17 protein-coding genes and 1 other RNA gene are annotated in these 18,716 nt (G+C 41.7%); 1 reads left to right on the forward strand and 17 read right to left on the reverse strand.

Annotation, left to right across the window (positions count from 1 at the left end; all coding sequences use genetic code 11):
- Positions 1-16: 16 nt before the first annotated feature.
- The 7 genes from TY15_RS11160 to TY15_RS25155 form a co-directional block, all read right to left on the reverse strand.
- Positions 17-1,528, reverse strand: coding sequence for an MDR family MFS transporter (locus tag TY15_RS11160; protein ID WP_040204106.1), 1,512 nt, complete (start codon positions 1,526-1,528; stop codon positions 17-19).
- A gap of 139 nt (positions 1,529-1,667) precedes the next feature.
- A complete protein-coding gene (gene rbsK, locus TY15_RS11165) occupies positions 1,668-2,588 on the reverse strand; it encodes a ribokinase (RefSeq protein WP_040204107.1) in 921 nt (306 codons plus the stop codon).
- A gap of 12 nt (positions 2,589-2,600) precedes the next feature.
- Positions 2,601-3,617: an aldose 1-epimerase family protein gene (locus TY15_RS11170; protein WP_040204108.1), complete on the reverse strand. Its 1,017-nt coding sequence runs from the start codon at positions 3,615-3,617 to the stop codon at positions 2,601-2,603.
- A gap of 72 nt (positions 3,618-3,689) precedes the next feature.
- Positions 3,690-5,021 (reverse strand): L-fucose:H+ symporter permease, encoded by a 1,332-nt coding sequence (fucP, locus tag TY15_RS11175; protein WP_040204110.1) that lies wholly within the window; start codon positions 5,019-5,021, stop codon positions 3,690-3,692.
- A gap of 244 nt (positions 5,022-5,265) precedes the next feature.
- On the reverse strand, positions 5,266-6,282 hold the full coding sequence (locus tag TY15_RS11180; RefSeq protein ID WP_040204111.1) for a LacI family DNA-binding transcriptional regulator: 1,017 nt from the start codon (positions 6,280-6,282) through the stop codon (positions 5,266-5,268).
- 127 nt (positions 6,283-6,409) lie between these two features.
- A complete protein-coding gene (locus TY15_RS25150; RefSeq protein WP_257000212.1) occupies positions 6,410-6,538 on the reverse strand; it encodes a hypothetical protein in 129 nt (42 codons plus the stop codon).
- 115 nt (positions 6,539-6,653) lie between these two features.
- Positions 6,654-6,779 (reverse strand): hypothetical protein, encoded by a 126-nt coding sequence (locus TY15_RS25155; RefSeq protein ID WP_257000213.1) that lies wholly within the window; start codon positions 6,777-6,779, stop codon positions 6,654-6,656.
- 141 nt (positions 6,780-6,920) lie between these two features.
- Between TY15_RS25155 and TY15_RS11185 the strand changes: the two genes are divergently transcribed.
- Positions 6,921-7,328, forward strand: coding sequence for an LAGLIDADG family homing endonuclease (locus tag TY15_RS11185; RefSeq protein WP_040204112.1), 408 nt, complete (start codon positions 6,921-6,923; stop codon positions 7,326-7,328).
- A gap of 335 nt (positions 7,329-7,663) precedes the next feature.
- Here the strand turns inward: TY15_RS11185 and ssrA are convergent.
- The 10 genes from ssrA to TY15_RS11230 form a co-directional block, all read right to left on the reverse strand.
- Positions 7,664-7,998, reverse strand: a transfer-messenger RNA (tmRNA) gene (ssrA, locus tag TY15_RS23625).
- A gap of 170 nt (positions 7,999-8,168) precedes the next feature.
- A complete protein-coding gene (gene smpB / locus TY15_RS11190; protein WP_040204113.1) occupies positions 8,169-8,636 on the reverse strand; it encodes an SsrA-binding protein SmpB in 468 nt (155 codons plus the stop codon).
- A 96-nt stretch (positions 8,637-8,732) separates the two neighbouring features.
- Complete coding sequence (gene rnr / locus TY15_RS11195) at positions 8,733-11,090, reverse strand: ribonuclease R (protein ID WP_040204114.1); 2,358 nt, start codon at positions 11,088-11,090, stop codon at positions 8,733-8,735.
- 27 nt (positions 11,091-11,117) lie between these two features.
- The gene (locus TY15_RS11200; protein ID WP_040204116.1) at positions 11,118-11,864 is read right to left on the reverse strand and encodes an alpha/beta hydrolase; all 747 of its coding nucleotides are present in this window, start codon (positions 11,862-11,864) and stop codon (positions 11,118-11,120) included.
- 136 nt (positions 11,865-12,000) lie between these two features.
- A complete protein-coding gene (gene secG / locus TY15_RS11205) occupies positions 12,001-12,234 on the reverse strand; it encodes a preprotein translocase subunit SecG (RefSeq protein ID WP_040204117.1) in 234 nt (77 codons plus the stop codon).
- 156 nt (positions 12,235-12,390) lie between these two features.
- Positions 12,391-13,344, reverse strand: a complete 954-nt coding sequence (locus TY15_RS11210; protein WP_040204118.1) for a 3-hydroxyacyl-CoA dehydrogenase family protein — start codon at positions 13,342-13,344, stop codon at positions 12,391-12,393.
- Positions 13,345-13,365: 21 nt separating this feature from the next.
- The gene (locus tag TY15_RS11215) at positions 13,366-14,127 is read right to left on the reverse strand and encodes an SDR family NAD(P)-dependent oxidoreductase (RefSeq protein WP_040204120.1); all 762 of its coding nucleotides are present in this window, start codon (positions 14,125-14,127) and stop codon (positions 13,366-13,368) included.
- A 60-nt stretch (positions 14,128-14,187) separates the two neighbouring features.
- Entirely contained in the window at positions 14,188-15,630 is a 1,443-nt protein-coding gene (locus tag TY15_RS11220) for a GntP family permease (RefSeq protein WP_040204121.1), read from the reverse strand.
- Between the two features lie 178 nt (positions 15,631-15,808).
- Positions 15,809-17,101, reverse strand: coding sequence for a histidinol dehydrogenase (gene hisD / locus TY15_RS11225; RefSeq protein WP_040204122.1), 1,293 nt, complete (start codon positions 17,099-17,101; stop codon positions 15,809-15,811).
- A 135-nt stretch (positions 17,102-17,236) separates the two neighbouring features.
- Positions 17,237-18,697 carry a CoA-acylating methylmalonate-semialdehyde dehydrogenase gene (locus TY15_RS11230; RefSeq protein WP_040204124.1) on the reverse strand — a complete coding sequence of 487 codons (1,461 nt, stop codon included), beginning with the start codon at positions 18,695-18,697 and terminating at the stop codon, positions 17,237-17,239.
- Between the last annotated feature and the right edge of the window lie 19 nt (positions 18,698-18,716).

Genomic DNA, 18,716 nt, shown 5'->3' on the forward strand with positions numbered 1-18,716 from the left:
ATTGGCGGCTCTATTTTTACTGCTGTACCTGCTTTTGATGCTCCAATACCTTCTGATGCGAAGGAAGGAAGAAAGTAACGATAAGGGTTGCGATCCCTATGATAAACACAAGAATAAACACGAGATGTAACCCATGGGCAAGTGCTTTATGAATCAGTTCTACAACACTTTCAGGCAGCGTATTGATCGTATCTGAGCCTAGGATATTATTAATATCGCGGTCTTTGGTCAATGCTCCAGTGAAATGTTCTTTTCCATAGTCAATAAGAGAGTTATTAAAAATAGTTCCAAAGACGGCAACCCCTACCGTTTGGCCAATTGACCGAGTGAAGGTGTTCGATGCCGTTGCTGCCCCGCGCATTTGCCAGCCGACTGCCGATTGGACAAGTACTGTAGTTGGCGTGGTGGCGTATCCCATCCCAAGACCAATGACAATCATAATACCGACAAAATACCAATACGGAGAGTCAAGCTCTAAAGCCAATAACCAGGTGCTTCCAAGTGCAATAAAAACAGCACCTATGACGGCAGTTAGCTTAGAACCTATTTTATACATATAACGTCCGGCAAATGTTGCCCCTAATGGCCAGGCAATCGACATTGGCATGAGGGTAAGGCCAGAGCTTGTTGCACTGTGCCCAAGAATCGTTTGGATCCACATAGGCAAATAGACATTCACCCCTATTAGTACTGCACTTGAAAGAAAACCAATGAGATTCGAAACAAGAATCACTGGGATTCGGAATAAGGACGGAGGAAGCATTGGTTCCTGCACTTTGGTTTCAATATAGCCAAAGAGCACAATAAAGATGATGGCAACAGCAAACAATACATAGATGGTTGTTGAATTCCATGCATACTTTTGTCCTGGACCTGCATTTAGAAGTGCGTATAAGAGAGTTGAGATCCCAATCGTAAAGGTAATCGCTCCAAGGTAATCGATGTTACGACTCTTTTTCAATTCAACTGATTCGTGGAAGAAAACTGTGATTAACAAAAGGGAGACAATACCAACCGGCAAGTTAATATAGAAAATCCAACGCCAGCTAATTTGATCCACAAAGAATCCGCCTACCAATGGACCAAGCAGACCGGCAATTCCCCAAACCGAACTAAACACTCCTTGCATTTTTGCCCGTTGTTCTCCAGGATAGATATCACCAATAATCGTAAACGTTAATGGCATCACCGCTCCAGCACCAATTCCTTGAAAGGCACGGAACCAGATTAATTGAGTCATCGTCTGTGCTGCGCCAGAAAGCATTGACCCGGCAACAAACAAAATGACTCCAGTCATAAAAATCTTCTTCCGTCCAAATAAATCGGATAATTTCCCGTAAATAGGTGTTGTGACAGCCGTAGTTAAGGTATAAATGGCGAATACCCAGCTAATTAATTTTAAACCGTTAAGGTCACCAACAATCTGCGGCATAGCGGTGCTAACTACTGTGACATCAATGGCAACAAGTAGAATGGCTACCAGCATCGCAATCGTTACCATTTTACGATTCGTAGCTTTTTTTGACATATGACTGATCTCCTTACAATGATAATAATTAAGTTCAATTTATTATTTCAGATATGTTAATTTTAAGCAATTTAATAGACAAAAAAAGGCATTTGGGAATGCTATTATTCCCAAATACCCTTGCCATTTCTGAACTTTATTAAACTCTTTCCTTCATAAACTCCTCTAACTCTTCCGCACTTGGATACGAAGCTTGAGTTCCACGCTTTGTAACGCTTAATGCAGCAAAAAATGTTGCCTTCCTGATAGCATCAAGAATATCCCCATTTTGTACAAAATAGTGGGCAAAGCATCCGATAAACGCATCCCCAGCACCTGTTGTATCGATCGCATTCACCTTTTGTGAGGCAACTACATGAACTTCGTTTTCGCTCACCCACATAGCTCCTCTGCTACCCATCGTGACAATGACATCTTTTACACCTTTCGAAATTAACATTTTAGCTGCAGCCTGAATTTGTTCTTCCGTTTCAACTGGCATACCAGTCAAGATTTCCAGTTCACTTTCATTTGGAATGAAAAAGTCACATTTACAAACATAGTTAAAGTCCAAATCCTTTGAAGCTGGTGCTGGATTTAAAATCACAGGTATCCGATGCTCGTTTCCAAATTCAACCGCTCGATAAATAGTTTCAAGCGGAATCTCAAGCTGGAGGACAATCAATGAACATTGTTTCAGTTTATCTGTTGCTCGGTCCACATCCTCTGGTAAAAGGTTCTGATTCGCCCCCTTAATGATAAGGATACGATTTTTTGAATCTGGATCGACAAAGATCGGTGCGACACCACTTGAGGAACCTAGTATCTTATTCGTAAACTCTGTATCAATTCCATAACTTTCAAAGTTTCGAATTGTGTTATCGGCAAAAAGATCATCTCCAACCTTAGTGACCATCATGACCTTCGATCCCATTTTTGCGGCAGCTACAGCTTGATTTGCCCCTTTTCCTCCACACCCAATTTCGAAATCTGGTGCCTCAAGCGTTTCCCCTTCTTTCGGCATTCTATCAATATATGAAATTAGATCTACCATGTTAGACCCGATGACTGCAATATCCATGTTGTTACCTCCTTATTTCTTCCCCGTTACCACTGTAAAGGACCGTTCTTCTCCTGCCTCTAGTAGTATTAATGTACCGGATTTTTCAGTTGCAAGAAACCCTTCTGGTCTGCACGTTGCAGGCAAGACAAAGGCTCCCACTTGCTGGTCGTTATTATATAGCAACCACCGTGTTGCGTAGTTCAATTCTGCTGTGGAAAATTTGGTAAAAAATACTGTTCCACTTGGTAAAACCATTTCAAATTCTGCTTCGTCTTGATACTGACTCAACTCGTCTGCGAAAAATACGATCTCTGGATCATACATCTCAGGCTTGTTTAACGAAGAAATCTCTTCTTTCACGCTAAGGAGGTCTTTATTATACGACAACCATTTTTCCGTTGGCTTCACATGAGCTGGAACTGTTTCTCTTAGCTTGAATGCGCTAGAAGAAATGTTCTGCTTCATCACTGCATTGTCAACATAGGCATAGTTTGTATGACACATGTATTGAAGCGGCATTTCGGCTCCTGAAAGATTCTTCACCTTCATGTTGATTTCAATAAATGTTTCATGATTGAACATTTTCACCATCGGACTTGCTAAATAATGATGACCAAAACCTTTGACATACTCTGTTTCACCACAAATCACAATGCCATCATCCGTGATCTCGATCCATGCCTTATCCATTTGCGCACAAGGCATTTCGCCATGCAGTTCATGGTCATCCACAGGACTTGGACATCCATTGCGAATCAAACCTGAGTGAAAAGCAAAACAGCCATATGTATCAACGACACTCTCCACCTTTTTCGGCTGGGAGAACATATTTTTCATTTTTAAGTCTGTACCGTCAAATTCTAAGTCCCAAATCATCTGACCCATATAGGGAAGAACAACCATCCTCCCGCGGGAATTGTTCAGCTCAATGGCCTCTACACCAGATGGATACTTAAAGAAACTTGCGGTCACGAAATCGTTTCGAAAGATGATTTTTTTACTTTCGGTAAAATAATCGCGGTTCAATTCAATGATTCCTGATGTCATTACATTCATCTCCTAATAGTAACGAGGGGAACAACCGATGTCCAGTCGTCCCTCTCCGATTTCATTTTTACGTTAAGCTGTCTTTTCCACTTGAACAGCCACTTTCTGCTTGATTTTTCCGAAAGAATAGAAACCTATATAGATGAAGCATGCCATTGGAACGAAGAATGAAAGCTGCATTGAATTAAATAGGTCGGATACAAATCCTTGTGCAGCCGGGATGAATGCTCCACCTACAATGGACATGACAAGGATTGCCCCAGCTGTCTCTGTATATTTCTTGTTCTTCACAACTCCAAGGGTTTCAGCATAAATGCTTGGCCAGCATGGTCCAAACAACATGCTTACAGCGACTGCGCCGTATACCGCTGTCATATTCGGCACGAGTGAGACATAAGCAAGTAAAGCTGTACCGATGATGGAGTATACAAATAATACCCTTGACGCAGTAAAACGAGTAATTAAGAAGTTGGCAACGAACTTTCCAGCAAAGAAGCAAATAAAACTAAAAATCATGAAGTTCGATGCGAATCGCTCATTAATATCCGGATTAAGGTCAAGTGCGAGACGAATCGTAAACGACCATACCGTAGTTTGCATTCCTACATATAAAAATTGAGCTGCAATCCCGCTTCGGAATTTTTTGTTTCCAGCTAAATGCTTCAAGGTTTCTAGTAAACCAGCTGATTTTTCAGTAGCTTTTTCTTTTTCCGAAACTGGTTTACAAAACGGAAATTTAGTAAGAATAAATAAGATTAAAACGCCAATCAGGACAAAAATAATATATTTATATGGTTGAAGTGTATGCTGTAGCATTTCTAAGCCAAATGCATGCGCTTCCTCGGTTGACATATTGGCCATCTGCGACTCTAAGCTTGCACCTTCTTGGAAAACAAGGTATTTTCCGAGCAAGATTCCGGAAATGGAGCCGAGCGGATAAAACGTTTGACTAATATTTAGACGAAGTGTCGCAAACTGACGCGGTCCGATCATGGAACTGTATGTATTTGCAGCAGTTTCAAGGAACCCTAGACCGATAGCAATGGAGAAAAGAGCAAATAGAAACATTGTATATGTTGCCATCTCTGACGCTGGGTAGAATAATGTACATCCTACAATATAGAACAATAAACCTGCAATAATAGCAATCTTATAATTTGTTTTCTTGATAACCATGGAGGCAGGTATTGCTACTAGGAAGTATCCTCCGTAAAAGGCACTCTGTACTAAAGCGCTTGCAAAATCACTTAACTCAAACACATGCTTGAATTGCGTAATGAGGATGTCATTCAGGCTGGCAGCTACCGCCCACATTGGGAATAACATCGACAACAGGATAAATTGAAAAATAGGAGTTCGGTTCAAATAGCCGTCTGGCAACTGAATCAGATTTTTACTTGTCATTTTCATTTCCCCTTAATTAAATTTTAGAAACACTCAAAAATGTAAACGTTTAGATTTTGTTGTGAAAACAATGAGTTTAATAGGTTTTGATTACGTTTTCTATTAACATAAGTAATGTAAACGTTTAGATTTTGTTGTAAAATTAGATTAACACCATTTTCTGAATACCGCAATATTTTTTTGAATGCGTTTACAAAAAATATTTTTCTTAAGGACCAGAGTCCGTCCAAAACATGGACAGATCTCATTTCTCCCAAAGACGACAGGACTGTCTAACAATCAGTTCTGGAGGAAGTGAATATTGCCTTTTCGGCAGAGCCCCTTTAAATTGAATCCGTTCATACAAAAACATAAAGGCAATTTCACCAACCGTATTCATCGGTCTTGCCACAACGGTCAGTTTTGGATTCAAGAAAGTAGCGATATCCACATCATCAAAACCAATAAAGGACACTTCCTCACCGAGCTTCCAGTTTAACTCCTCCAATGCCTTCATACAGCCAATGGTCATCAAGTTATTCGACGAAAAAATAGCCGTTGGACGCTGACGTAAATCTCTTAATCGCTTGGTTGCTAGATAACCACTTTGCTCCCCAAAGTCCCCTTGGACCACAAGGCTTTCATCAAGAGGAATGTTATAGTCCTCAAGTGCCTTTTTATAACCAATATATCTTTCAAATCCCGGTGTTGTATTTTGAGGACCACAAATAATTGCGATATTACGATGCCCTTGGAGAATTAAGTGCTGAACTGCTTGATAGGCTCCTTTGACGTTATCGACAAGGACGGTATCTACATCAAAGCTTTTGATGATCCTATCAACTGCTACCACTGGTATATTCTGTTCTTTTAAGAGTTTCAGATGCCCTCCATTTTCATTGGCTGTCGTGATGATGACGCCATCCACGCCACGTTCAATGAAATTCTTAATGATTTTTTCCTCAACAATCGGCGACTCATTCGTGCTGCTCAAGATTGTGAAATAATCCTTCTCTCTCGCCTTTTGCTCAATCCCTGCCATCACAAGTGGAAAGAATGGATTCTTAATGTCTGGTACGATCACACCTATGGTTTTCGTTTCTCTACTTTTCATCGTTCTTGCTGCAGCATTGCGAATGTAGCCTAGTTCCTCAATTGCCTTAAGAATTCTCTCCTCAGTTTGCTTTCTGACGCCACCCTGGTTGTTAATCACCCTCGAAACGGTTGCGATCGAAACATCGGCAAGTCTCGCCACATCCTGGATATTTGGTTTTGAATCCATTTTACATAACCCCTAATTGAAAACGTTTAGATTTTTGTCTATGCACTCAAACTAGCATTTTTCGTGGTACATGGCAAGAATTAATCCTTTTAGTGCATCTTAATTAATCATAAATATTCTCTCAAGTCTACCAAGCAATAGGCTGCCGATCACGGAAATAACCACCATTAGGTCCATCCTCATCCAATGTTTCTAACCAAAAAACAGCGGTATCTGCTCCTTCTTCCACTGTATTAGGTGCATCAGATCCTCCCATATCGGTTTGAACTCTCCCAGGGCAAACTGCGTTCACTTTGATTCCTATATCAACTACATCTTGCCCTGCTTTTCAATTCTGTTACGACTTTTACTCCTTTTTCTGCATCTCTGCATCAGATTAGGACATGGTATCCTCGTAGAGCCAGCTGACGAGATGTTTCTCTCCCAATCCCACGATTCCCCCCTCCCCCCGTAACCAACGCAACTTTATGAGTCTGTTTGTCTACTTGATAAACCATTTTACTGATCTCCTTGTTGGATTTGTTTTTTAGATCTTCGACTAGTTCATGTTGTAATAAAGTGAAAAAAACCATAAAATATAATAAGAACATATGTTTCATTTCGGTGATTGAAGAAATAATTTTAGGGAAGGGATTTAAATGGAATGTTGGGAAGCAGCATATGTTGCTGGAATAATAGATGGAGAAGGATCTATTACCTTAACTAGAATGCATGAAAAGGAACACCGGAGGCCATGTATTTCGATTGCATCAACCGATTTGGAACTATTGGAATATCTCCTTTCTTTAACAGGTGGAAACATTAGTAGTAAAAAAAATTATAATCCCGAAAAACATAAAGATTCTTACACACTTACAATAAAGAAAAAAGAAGACGTTATGTGTTTATTAAAAGAGATATCAGGATATCTTCGAGTAGAAAGAAAGAGAAATCGTGCTCTATGGATACTTAAGAATTATGAAAAAGTGACTCTTCGAAACGGAAAGTATAATTCAGAATTGCTTGAAAGGAAACATGCTTTTGAAAAAATGTTTTTTGAAATATAAAAAAAGACCAGCATTTCTGCTAGGTCTTGTTATCCACCTATGTATGGTGGAGACGGCGGGACGTGCGTTTCCATGCTTTCGTCATGGCACTGACTATATCTTGAACCTGTTTTGTGTGAACAGGTCCTCTGGCGTCTTATGCGAAATATATATTTACCTTTTGGGGTAGAGATTTCGCATCCTAGTACTACCATCACTGGCAGCCTATAAGTCGATACACGGCTGTTGGATTACTCCACATACCGCTCGGCATTGCCTTATCACAATTGTGACGTAGGTTTCACCGATAAAGCCAGATTTTCACTTATGTGTTACCACATAAGGCGACTAATTCCTAATCGAACCCGCGTCCAAAGATATCGCCACTTAAGCATCTACGAGTGTAGTCGATATATTGGTGTTTCGCTGAGCCTTTTGCCTATCGACCGGCGTCCGGTCAGCTAGCCTGGTTGTTCTCTTCCTTCATCCTCAGGCGGTGGAATCCGTCGTAGCCCACTTAGAGTGAGTCCCTTACCCTACCACATGGGCAATGGAGGGAGGAACCGCTATGCAGTATTAAGCTGCGAAAGCGAGGTTGTTGTTAGTTTTGCCAGTTATGGCTTTGACGTTTTAACGAGGCCGATCCCCTCGACTCGCAACCTAAGCTCAAACTACCCCTGTCGAATCCGTAGCGTCCCCATATAAAATGAGCTGAGATCTACTTAAAGATTCTAGCATCAGACGTTAGGATTGCTCCATGAATATAAGAGCAAAAGATTGTGCCGCTTATTTCAGCGACAAACTTATTATAACACACTCAGAACATTTTTCAATTGTAACTTTTTGTAAAATATTTTCCAATTACATCTTCTGACGATCACGGAAGGCTCTTTCAATCTCACGCTTTGCCTCTTTCTGCTTTAACGATTCACGCTTATCATAATTCTTTTTACCCTTTGCTAGGCCAATTAAAACCTTACAAAAGCCATTTTTTAAATATAACTTTAACGGAACAAGGGCATAACCTGCTTCTTTTGTTTCTCCAAGCAGTTTATTAATTTCACGTTTATGAAGTAACAGTTTGCGCGTTCGCAATGGATCGTGATTAAAAATGTTTCCCTGCTCATAAGGACTCACGTGCATTCCAAACAGAACAGCTTCTCCATTTTGGATTCGTGCATAGGCATCCTTCAAATTTACTTTACCACCACGAATAGATTTAATTTCGGTCCCCTGCAGAACGATGCCTGCTTCGTACGTTTCTTCGATAAAATAATCATGGTAAGCCTTTTTGTTCTGTGCGACTACCTTACCTACACCTTTTGGCATGTCCTTCACCTCATTATCTATAAATTTATTTTAGCAGAATGTCCCTATAAGGACAATGAAAAGGAGCCTCCTCTATATAAGGCTCCTCACCATTGGTTATTTATTTCTTCGTTTTGTGCTTTTCGATTTCGGTACATTATCGTAAAATTTCCGCTTCTTTTTGGCCTTCGCACCCTGAGTGCTACTGCCAGTTTCGGACTTTTTACCACGTCCGCCTTGTTGACGGTCACCCTGCTGGCTGCTGCGGCGTGGTTTCTTCGTATCACTGCCCGTTTTAAAAACCTTCGGCGTTTCGGACCGCTCACGGCGCGTTCCTTTCATACCGACAATTTCAAAATCAATCACACGCTCGTCTTTGTTGACCTTTACTACCCGAATGGTAATTTCATCACCAATCCGGAACACATTTCCGGTCCGTTCCCCAATCATTGCGAGGTGACGTTCATCGTAACGATAGTAATCGTCGGTCAAATAGCTGACATGGACGAGTCCTTCAATCGTATTTGGCAGCTCAACAAACATTCCAAAATTGGTCACGGAGCTAATAATACCATCGTACTCCTCGCCGATCTTATCTTCCATATACTCCGCTTTCTTCAAATCGTCCGTTTCTCGCTCAGCATCCACCGAACGTCGCTCCATTTTTGAAGAATGCGAAGCAATTTCCGGCAAACGTGCATTCCATTTTTCCTGTGTCGCGGTATCGAGCTTACCTTCAATTAAATACGTACGAATGAGGCGATGTACAATCGTATCCGGGTAGCGGCGAATTGGTGAAGTGAAATGGGTATAGAACTCTGTTGATAAACCAAAATGTCCGAGACTTTCTGGATCATATTTTGCCTGTTGCATCGAGCGTAGCATAACCTTCGAGACAACCATTTCCTCAGGCTTTCCTTGTACCTCTTCAATAATTTCTTGAAGAGCCTTTGGATGGACATCATTTGCCGTACCTTTTACAATATATCCAAAATTAGTGATGAATTCGAAAAATCTACGGAGTTTATCTTCCTTCGGATTCTCGTGAATACGATAGATAAATGGAACCTCCATCCAGTGAAAATGCTCAGCAACTGTTTCATTGGCAGCCAGCATAAACTCTTCAATTAATTTCTCGGCTACCGAGCGCTCGCGAAGAACGACATCGGTCGGCTTGCCTTCCTCATCCACCAGTACCTTCGATTCCTTAAAATCAAAGTCAATTGCTCCCCGCTTCATCCGTTTGTTTCGTAAAATTGCCGCCAACTCTTCCATCATTTCAAACATTGGCACTAGCGGTTCGTAACGCGCACGCGTTTCTTCATCATTTTCAGCAAGAATCAGATTCACATCATGATAGGTCATTCGCTCGGTAGTTTTTATCACGGATTGAAAAATTTCATGGGAGACAACTGCGCCCTCAGAAGTTATTTCCATTTCACAAGATAAAACAAGACGATCCACTTTCGGATTTAACGAACAAATCCCATTTGATAAACGATGTGGAATCATCGGGATTACTCGATCGACTAAATACACACTGGTAGCACGATCTTCTGCCTCCACGTCAATCGGAGTTCCTTCCTGTACATAGTAACTCACATCGGCGATATGGACCCCAAGCTTAAAGTTACCATTTTCCAGCTTTGTCACAGTGACGGCGTCATCAAGGTCCTTGGCGTCCGCCCCATCAATGGTGACAATTGTTTCATTCCTGAGATCACGACGATTGGCTAATTCGCTTTCATCAATGGTGTCAGGCACCTCATTTGCCTGCTTCAACACATCATCAGGAAAGGCCATTGGCAAACCGTGCTTATGTATAACCGAAAGAATGTCCACACCTGGATCATTTTTGTGCCCAAGGATCGTGATTACCTCTCCTTCAGCACTTTTCCGTCCCTCTGGGTAGGTTACAAGTTTAACAACGACTTTATGTCCTTCCACGGCCCCCTTAGAGGCTGCTTTCGGAATAAAAATATCATTGGCAAATTTCTTATCATCGGGAATCACAAAGCCGAAGCTTTTGCTTTCAACATATGTTCCAACAACCTGCTGTACGCCACGTTCAATTATCCGGATAATGCTGCCTTCACGTCTTTGCCCCGACGTTTCCGAGGAGACACGGGCTAAAACAATATCCCCATGCATCGCTGTGTTTGTTTCATTTGGTGGAATAAAAATATCATCCATACCAGGCTCATCTGGGGCAACAAACGCAAACCCTTTGGCATGCCCAATTAATTTTCCTCGTATTAAATTCATTTTTTGCGGCAGGCCGTATCGGTTGCTACGAGTACGAACAACCAGACCTTTTTCTTCCATTTGGACAAGTGCTTTGACAAATTCTTTGAAGTCGCTCGAGTCTTGGATACCGAATGCTTCTTCCAACTCCTGAACTGTAAGCGGTTTATAGGCTTCATCTCTCATATATTGTAATAGCTTATCCATGTGTTTTTGAATACTATCTTCCAAGCGGATCCCTCCTTAGTGGGTGCTTTATTAATGGTGCCAATCCAATTTTTCTAAAAAGGCATAGACATCTTCATGCAATTGGTCACGTTCTTTATCTAACGTGATGACATGACCCGATTCTTCATACCATTTCAATTCCTTCTGGACCGACTCGATTTCGTTATAAATGATATTGGCACTTTCTGTATTAATCATTTTGTCATGACGGGCCTGAACAACAAATGTTGGTGCATAGATCATGTCTACATTTTCCCGTACATCTGCGATTAATTGCTGCAATGCTTTTAATGTTTTCATCGGGGTATTTTGAAACTCTCTCATTTCCATTTCGATTTGCTCAGCTGATTTTCCTTCATGTCTTTTATATTCGCGGGCATAATCCAGGATTCCTTGGTACATGACCGGTTCACTTTTTATATACATAGGGGCACACATGGGCACAATTCCTTTTATAGGTACAGTGTAACCCAATTTCAAGGAAAATACGCCACCAAGCGATAGTCCAGCCACCGCAATTTCATGGTGACCTCTATCCTTTAAAAACTGATAACCAGATAGAACATCCTCCCACCAATCTTCTGGACCAGTATGGACGAGCTCTTCTGGTGGTACACCATGGCCTTTATAGTGGGGAGCGTGGCAGGTATAACCCTTTTTCTCTAAAAATCGTCCAAGCATCCGTACATCTGCCGAATTTCCGGTGAAACCGTGGAGCAGCAAGACTGCTCTTTTTCCCCCTTCAAAGGTAAATGGTTTCGGTGGTGCAACTTTCATCGTAAAAACTCCTTTACTTTCAATTCACTTCTCTTAGTTTAAGCAATGCAGTAGTGAACATTCCAGAAATAAGCCTGCACTCAATCTCCAAAAAAACAAAAAACCTGGCGATCAGGCCAGGTTTGAATGTGTAAACTTAAATTTTAAAATAAGTTACGGCAAGAGCTAGAATAAAGAACAAGACTGCTAAAACAATCGTAATACGATGTAGAATCAAGTCAATTCCTCGCGCTTTTTGCTTACCGAATAGAGATTCAGCACCACCTGAAATGGCACCAGATAACCCAGCACTTTTACCTGATTGAAGTAAAACAACCGCAATAAGACCAATACTTACGATTACTAATAATGTTACGACCAATGCATGCATGAAAGCCACCTCCTGTTAGACGTACAGTTCACAGTATATTAAATTTACCATAATATGTCCCTTTAGACAATAGTCGTTATTGTGAAATCCGTAAAGGAATATAACAGGCGGAGAAAAGGACAACTGTCCAACTAAACTAGTTTAAAATAGAGAAGGCTATTTCTTTTGAAGCTCCCTTAAATCCTTTTTAAGCCACTCAATCAGTTCCCGCTCACGCTCCTCATTCATCTGCGCTGAGAATGGAGGAGTCCATTTGTAAAATCCTTCACCGTTCTTTTGACCATATTTCCTTGCTTCCACACAACGCCTCATCTCAGGTAAGGAGGTTTGATCCGTACTTAAATCTGGGAATAAGTAGCTTGAAATAGATTCAAACACATCAAGTCCGCCCATATCCGCTGATAGAAAAGGGCCTGTTACAGGAAGCCTGCGGCCTATGCTATAACGAACAGCTGCATCAATATCCTCTATCGTTGCAACCCCTTGTTCTAATATATACTGTGCCTCGCGGAACAAGGCGTACTGAAGACGGTTCCCAATGGCACCAAGTATCTCCTTCTGAACAACAATCGGTTTTTTATTCATTTGAGTTAATAAATTTAGTGAGCGATTAACAGTATCATCAGAAGTATACTTTCCTCGAACAATTTCAACAAGTGGGATAAGATGACCCGGGTTCCAAAAATGAGTGACCACTGTACGTTCTGGATTTTTTGTATGTAAGGCTATTTCTGATGGACTTAATCCAGATGTATTACTGGCAAGAATTGTTTCTGCACTGCATAGCTGATCCAGCTTCTGAAACCACTCTTGCTTCAAGGACAACTTTTCAGGAATGGCTTCAATAATAAAAGTAGCATCGATCAGACACTCATTTAAATCATCTGTAAACGCTACGCGATCATCAATCTGTTCGGCTTCTCTGGATGAAATCACTTCAAATTTTTTAAGTACCTGCAGTTTTTCTGAAAATCCTTTCTTCCCCATCTCAATATCCTCACGATCATTCCCCCAAACTTTTACCTGCAACCCCGCAAGACTAGCTGATAATGCAATCGAATGTCCCATCGTTCCAGAACCAATGATTGAAATCCTTTCATTCTTTAACATAAAAACCATCCTCTCATTCTATTAAATAGCTGTCCAGCCGCCATCGACTTTAATCGTTTCTCCAGTGATAAAATTAGCTAAGTCTGCTGCAAGAAATAAAACGGCCCCCGTTACATCAGCCGGACGTGCAAGTTGCCCAAGTGGAATGCGACTCAACACGTCTTCATAAAAATGTTGGTCTTCGAACATCGTTTTTGTCATTTCTGTTTCAACAAACGTGGGTGCCACCGCGTTTACATTAATCTGGTGTTTTGCCCATTCAACAGCGAGTGCTTTTGTTAACTGAACAGCGCCTCCCTTACTTGAACAATAAGCGGCTCGTTTAAAATAACCAACAAAGGCCATTTGCGAAACAATATTAATCACTTTTCCATGTCCTTGAGAAATCATATATTTTCCGGCCCGCTGGGTACAAAAGAACAGTCCTTTTAGGTTCGTATTCATAATTTGATCCCAGTCTGCTTCGGTCACTTCAAGTGCAAGCTTTGGAATATTGACACCCGCATTATTGACAAGAATATCAATTCCTCCCATTCCTTTGACCGCTTCATCCACCATCGTATAGACACTTTCTACTTCTTGCATATCCGCAACAAGAAAGGAACAATCTTCGTGAAACGTTTTTAACTGTTCAACTGCCTCTAATAGATGAGATTCATTCCTTCCCGTAATAATTACGGTTGCGCCAAGGCTGGCAAAGGCTTGAGCAATATCAAAACCAATCCCTTTACTTCCCCCAGTAATTAATACCCTTTTACCATTAAGCTCTGAAAAATATGCCAAGATAATCTCCCCCCTATTAAAAAGCAGGGCACCAATAAAGAAGTGACCTGCCCCAATTTATTAAATAAGTCCTGTCAGCGAATATAAGCCGATAATAAAGAAGACGGCAATGGTTTTAATTACGGTTACAGCAAAAATATCACGGTAAGATTGCTTATGAGTTAGTCCACAGACTGCCAGAAGGGTAATGACGGCCCCATTATGTGGTAAAGAATCCATCCCCCCAGAAGCCATTGCTACAATCCGGTGCATAACCTCCAGTGGAATTCCGTTATCAAGAGCTGCCTGAACATACTTATCTCCCATGGCGCTTAGCGCAATCCCCATTCCGCCTGACGCCGAACCAGTGATTCCTGCTAGAACGTTGGTCGTAACTGCTCCATTCATTAATGGGTTTGTAAACGTATGGGAAATGCCATCACGGACGATACCAAAGCCAGGTAATGAAGAAATGACCCCCCCAAAACCATATTCAGAGCCAGTATTCATCGCTGCCAGCAAGGCTCCTCCGATACTCGCGTTAATTCCTGTTTTAAAGTCAAGCCTTACTGCTTTAAAATTAAATGCAAGCGTTGTCAATATTCCAATTACCAAAGCAAGTTCCACAGACCAAACCCCAACAACTGCTGATAGCTCCACTTTTCCAAAGGTATCAAGCCCGATGCTGGAAAAATCAAATCCATTTGGATACCACTTAGGAATAAATACAGTAAAAAATTTATTCATAACACCCACTAAAATAAGCGGCACGAATGCAAGCAGTTGCCGAAGGGTGCTATCGGTTTCAGTTTTCGTTAATGTCATGGGAGCGGCATTGAGTTTTTCAGCCGTTGCTGCCATTTCACCCTGTGCGTCGCCAAATCCAAAATAGCCTTCTCCCGCTTTTTGTGCCTTACGGCGGCGGGATTCTAAATAAACCATGCCAAGAATAAAGACAAAAATGGCACCGATAATCCCTAATGTTGGAGCTGCATAAATATCCGTTTTGAAGAAAGTCGTAGGAATTACGTTTTGAATTTGAGGTGTTCCAGGAAGTGCATCCATTGTAAAGGAAATAGCTCCTAAAGCAATGGTACCAGGGATTAGTCGTTTGGGAATGTTGGCTTCTTGGAACAATTTCGCAGCAAATGGATAAGCAGCAAAAGCAACAACAAACAGACTAACGCCGCTGTAGGTGAGAATAGAGCATAAAAGGACAATTGCCAACATTGAACGTTTGGCTCCCACTACATGAACAATCGTTTTAGCAATGGATCCAGCTAAGCCTGACATCTCAACTACTTTTCCAAAAATAGCCCCTAATAAAAAGACAGGGAAGTAGGTTTTGATAAATCCAACCATTTTTTCCATGAAAATATTAGAAAAAAACGGTAACACATGTCCTGGGTCTGTAAGCAGGACGGCAAAGAGGGCACAAATTGGTGCAAATAAGATGACGGAGAACCCTCGGTACGCAACAAACATCAGCATACCTAAAGCTAGTAAAATAATAATAAGTTCCATAAACAGCCTCCATTTTGGGGTTAATTTCTTTTAGATGAGCAGCAATCAACTATCTCTAGACATTACCTGTTCGGCTTGTTTTGAAGTGAAGCGGCAATCATCCTTTTTAGATTGCCGCTTCCAGTCCGCTTACCAGCGCATCGATGACTTCAGTATTCTTTTGTTACAGATTCGTATTTTAGTAAGGAACCGATTCCTTTTTGTACCGACGGACTCTTAGTAATGCCTGCTCACGATGACCGGCAAAGTTTTCTAAGTGACAAAGTCTTTCAGCATATTCCCCAATTAATGCACTGGCTTCAGCCGTTTTAACCTCTTGGTACGTGCAGGTTTTCAAGAACTTTCCAACCCACAGTCCACCCGTATAACGGGCCGCACCTTTTGTAGGCAAGGTATGATTCGTACCGATTACCTTATCACCATAAGCTACATTCGTCTTTGGTCCCAAGAATAAAGCACCATAGTTTGTCATATTCTCTAAGAAATAACGTGGATTTTCCGTCAGTACTTCTACATGTTCGTAAGCAAGCTTATCTGCTTCAACCACGGCTTCCTTCATACTATTAACAACAATGATTTGTCCGTATTCCTGCCAAGCAACACGAGCAACATCGGCCGTTTCCAGCGTTTGAAGCTGACGTTCAATTTCCTTAACCGTTTCATTGGCAAGCTCTACTGATGTAGTAATAAGCGCTGCTGGAGATGTTGGTCCATGTTCCGCTTGGCCAAGTAAATCCGTTGCGACGATTTCTGCATCCGATGTTTCGTCAGCAATAACCAGCACCTCGGTCGGACCAGCCAGAAGGTCAATACCCACCCGACCGAACAGCTGCCGCTTTGCTTCAGCAACAAATGCATTTCCTGGCCCTACTAACATATCTACCTTTTCAATGGTTTCGGTTCCAATTGCCATCGCAGCCATTGCTTGAACGCCACCGAGCAAGTAAATTTCATCTGCACCTGCAAGCGCCATTGCTGTAATAGTTGCAGCTGGTATCTCCCCATTAATCGGAGGAGTACAAGCGATGACCCGTTTCACTCCTGCCACCTTAGCTGTCAGGACACTCATGTGAGCAGATGCCACCATCGGGTATCTTCCGCCTGGAATATAGCAGCCCACACTGTTGACAGGGATATTTTTATGACCTAGAAAAACTCCCGGTAGTGTTTCTACCTCGATATCCGATAAGGCGGATTTCTGTACTTCAGCAAACCGACGAATTTGTTCTTGAGCAAATTTAATATCATGAATGGTTTCTTCCGGGACACTTTGGATGATTTCGTTTATTTGTTGTTGAGAAAGCCTAAAGCTTTCTGGTGACCATTTATCAAACTTCTCTGAATAAGCACGTACGGCCGTATCACCGTTCGATTCAATTTCCGCAAGAATATTTTTGACGGTCTCAGAGACCTGTGCAGCTTGTACAGCAAGTTCTTCTTTTGTTTTTCCTGCTTTCAAAAACCTCGCCATGATCATATCTCCTCTTTTCACCATTTATTGTCTATGTATCTTTTTACCGGGTGAAGAGTCCAACCGGCAGTTCTATACTTGACTAGGCTTTGCTTTTAAGGTCTATAAGTCTGACAAACTAGTCGATTCTTACGATTAGTAACGGGCTGTCAGCATTTTTTTACGTGTATAAAATTCAACGCCATCTCGTCCATTGGCATGTAAATCACCATAGAAGGATTTTTTATAGCCAGAGAATGGGAAGAAGGCCATTGGTGCTGGAACCCCCATGTTAACCCCTAACATACCGGCATCAATATCTTCACGGAACTGTCTAACTGCTTTTGCACTATCTGTGAACAAGCAGGCACCATTTGCAAATTCGGATTGATTAGTAATTTCAATCGCTTCCGTTAAATCTTCAGCACGAACGATGGAAAGAACGGGTGCAAAGATCTCATCCTGCCAAATTTTCATCTGAGGAGTCACTTTGTCAAAAATAGTTGGTCCTACAAAGTATCCTTGGCCGCTTGTTGCCGCATCATTTCTTCCGTCACGAATGAGCAGGGCACCTTCGTTTTCACCAATTTCAATATATTTTACTGTTCGTTCTTTATGAGATTCACGGATAACTGGCCCTAAAAAAGTTCCCTCTTCAAGACCGTTGCCAATTTTCATTTCTTCCGCTTCTTTAACAAGTCGTGCAACCAATTTATCAGCAACGTCTCCAACCGCTACCACTACTGCACAGGCCATACAGCGTTCACCAGCTGAACCAAAAGCCGCACCGATAATATTTGTAACTGTCACATCAAGGTCAGCATCTGGAAGTACAATAGAATGGTTTTTTGCTCCGGCAAGGGCTTGTACTCGTTTACCGTTTGCTGCCGCTGTTTTGTAAACATATTCAGCAACCGGCTGAGAACCTACAAAGGATACCGCTTTAATGTCTTTATGCTCTAGAATGCCATTCACCACATCATGGGCCCCGTGAACGATGTTTAGGACACCATCTGGAAGACCAGCTTCCTTAAATAACTCTGCTAAACGGTTCGCAAGCAATGGTGTCCGTTCCGATGGTTTTAGTATAAAGGTATTTCCACAAGCAATCGCTAGTGGGAACATCCAACAAGGAACCATCATTGGAAAATTAAATGGTGTAATTCCTCCAACAACTCCAATAGGATAGCGGTACATTCCAGATTCAATTCCAGTTGCAATATCAGGAAGCTGTGTGCCCATCATCAAGGTTGGAGCTCCAGCAGCAAATTCTACACATTCTATTCCACGTTGTACTTCTCCATATGCCTCTGCAAAGCTTTTTCCATTTTCAACTGTAATCAAGCGGGCAAGCTCATCCCAATTCTCTACTAGCAATTGCTGATACCGAAACAGGATGCGGGCACGCTTAGGAACAGCAACGTTTTTCCAAGACTGATAAGCCTTCTTTGCAACGGCTGCAGCCTTGTCCAGATCTTCTCTGCTGCTCAGTGGAACATAGGCTAGCACTTCACCTGTTGCCGGGTTTGGAACCGCTTCTGTTTTTTCAGACGAAGAAGCGATCCATTCTCCGCCAATAAAGTTTTTTAGTATTTTTGTTTCGATTGATACTGCCATGTGTTTTTCCCCTCTCAAA

It is taken from the genome of Neobacillus jeddahensis (genome assembly GCF_000612625.1).
In the GTDB taxonomy this organism is placed as follows: domain Bacteria; phylum Bacillota; class Bacilli; order Bacillales; family Cytobacillaceae; genus Neobacillus; species Neobacillus jeddahensis.

Excerpts from the sequence above, each read along its gene's own strand:
- TY15_RS11160 (WP_040204106.1), bottom strand. The coding sequence starts at position 1,528 with ATGTCAAAAAAAGCTACGAATCGTAAAATGGTAACGATTGCGATGCTG.
- rbsK (WP_040204107.1), bottom strand. The coding sequence starts at position 2,588 with ATGGATATTGCAGTCATCGGGTCTAACATGGTAGATCTAATTTCATAT.
- TY15_RS11170 (WP_040204108.1), bottom strand. The coding sequence starts at position 3,617 with ATGACATCAGGAATCATTGAATTGAACCGCGATTATTTTACCGAAAGT.
- fucP (WP_040204110.1), bottom strand. The coding sequence starts at position 5,021 with ATGACAAGTAAAAATCTGATTCAGTTGCCAGACGGCTATTTGAACCGA.
- TY15_RS11180 (WP_040204111.1), bottom strand. The coding sequence starts at position 6,282 with ATGGATTCAAAACCAAATATCCAGGATGTGGCGAGACTTGCCGATGTT.
- TY15_RS25150 (WP_257000212.1), bottom strand. The coding sequence starts at position 6,538 with ATGGGAGGATCTGATGCACCTAATACAGTGGAAGAAGGAGCAGATACC.
- TY15_RS25155 (WP_257000213.1), bottom strand. The coding sequence starts at position 6,779 with ATGGTTTATCAAGTAGACAAACAGACTCATAAAGTTGCGTTGGTTACG.
- TY15_RS11185 (WP_040204112.1), top strand. The coding sequence starts at position 6,921 with ATGGAATGTTGGGAAGCAGCATATGTTGCTGGAATAATAGATGGAGAA.
- smpB (WP_040204113.1), bottom strand. The coding sequence starts at position 8,636 with ATGCCAAAAGGTGTAGGTAAGGTAGTCGCACAGAACAAAAAGGCTTAC.
- TY15_RS11200 (WP_040204116.1), bottom strand. The coding sequence starts at position 11,864 with ATGAAAGTTGCACCACCGAAACCATTTACCTTTGAAGGGGGAAAAAGA.
- secG (WP_040204117.1), bottom strand. The coding sequence starts at position 12,234 with ATGCATGCATTGGTCGTAACATTATTAGTAATCGTAAGTATTGGTCTT.
- TY15_RS11210 (WP_040204118.1), bottom strand. The coding sequence starts at position 13,344 with ATGTTAAAGAATGAAAGGATTTCAATCATTGGTTCTGGAACGATGGGA.
- TY15_RS11220 (WP_040204121.1), bottom strand. The coding sequence starts at position 15,630 with ATGGAACTTATTATTATTTTACTAGCTTTAGGTATGCTGATGTTTGTT.
- hisD (WP_040204122.1), bottom strand. The coding sequence starts at position 17,101 with ATGGCGAGGTTTTTGAAAGCAGGAAAAACAAAAGAAGAACTTGCTGTA.
- TY15_RS11230 (WP_040204124.1), bottom strand. The coding sequence starts at position 18,697 with ATGGCAGTATCAATCGAAACAAAAATACTAAAAAACTTTATTGGCGGA.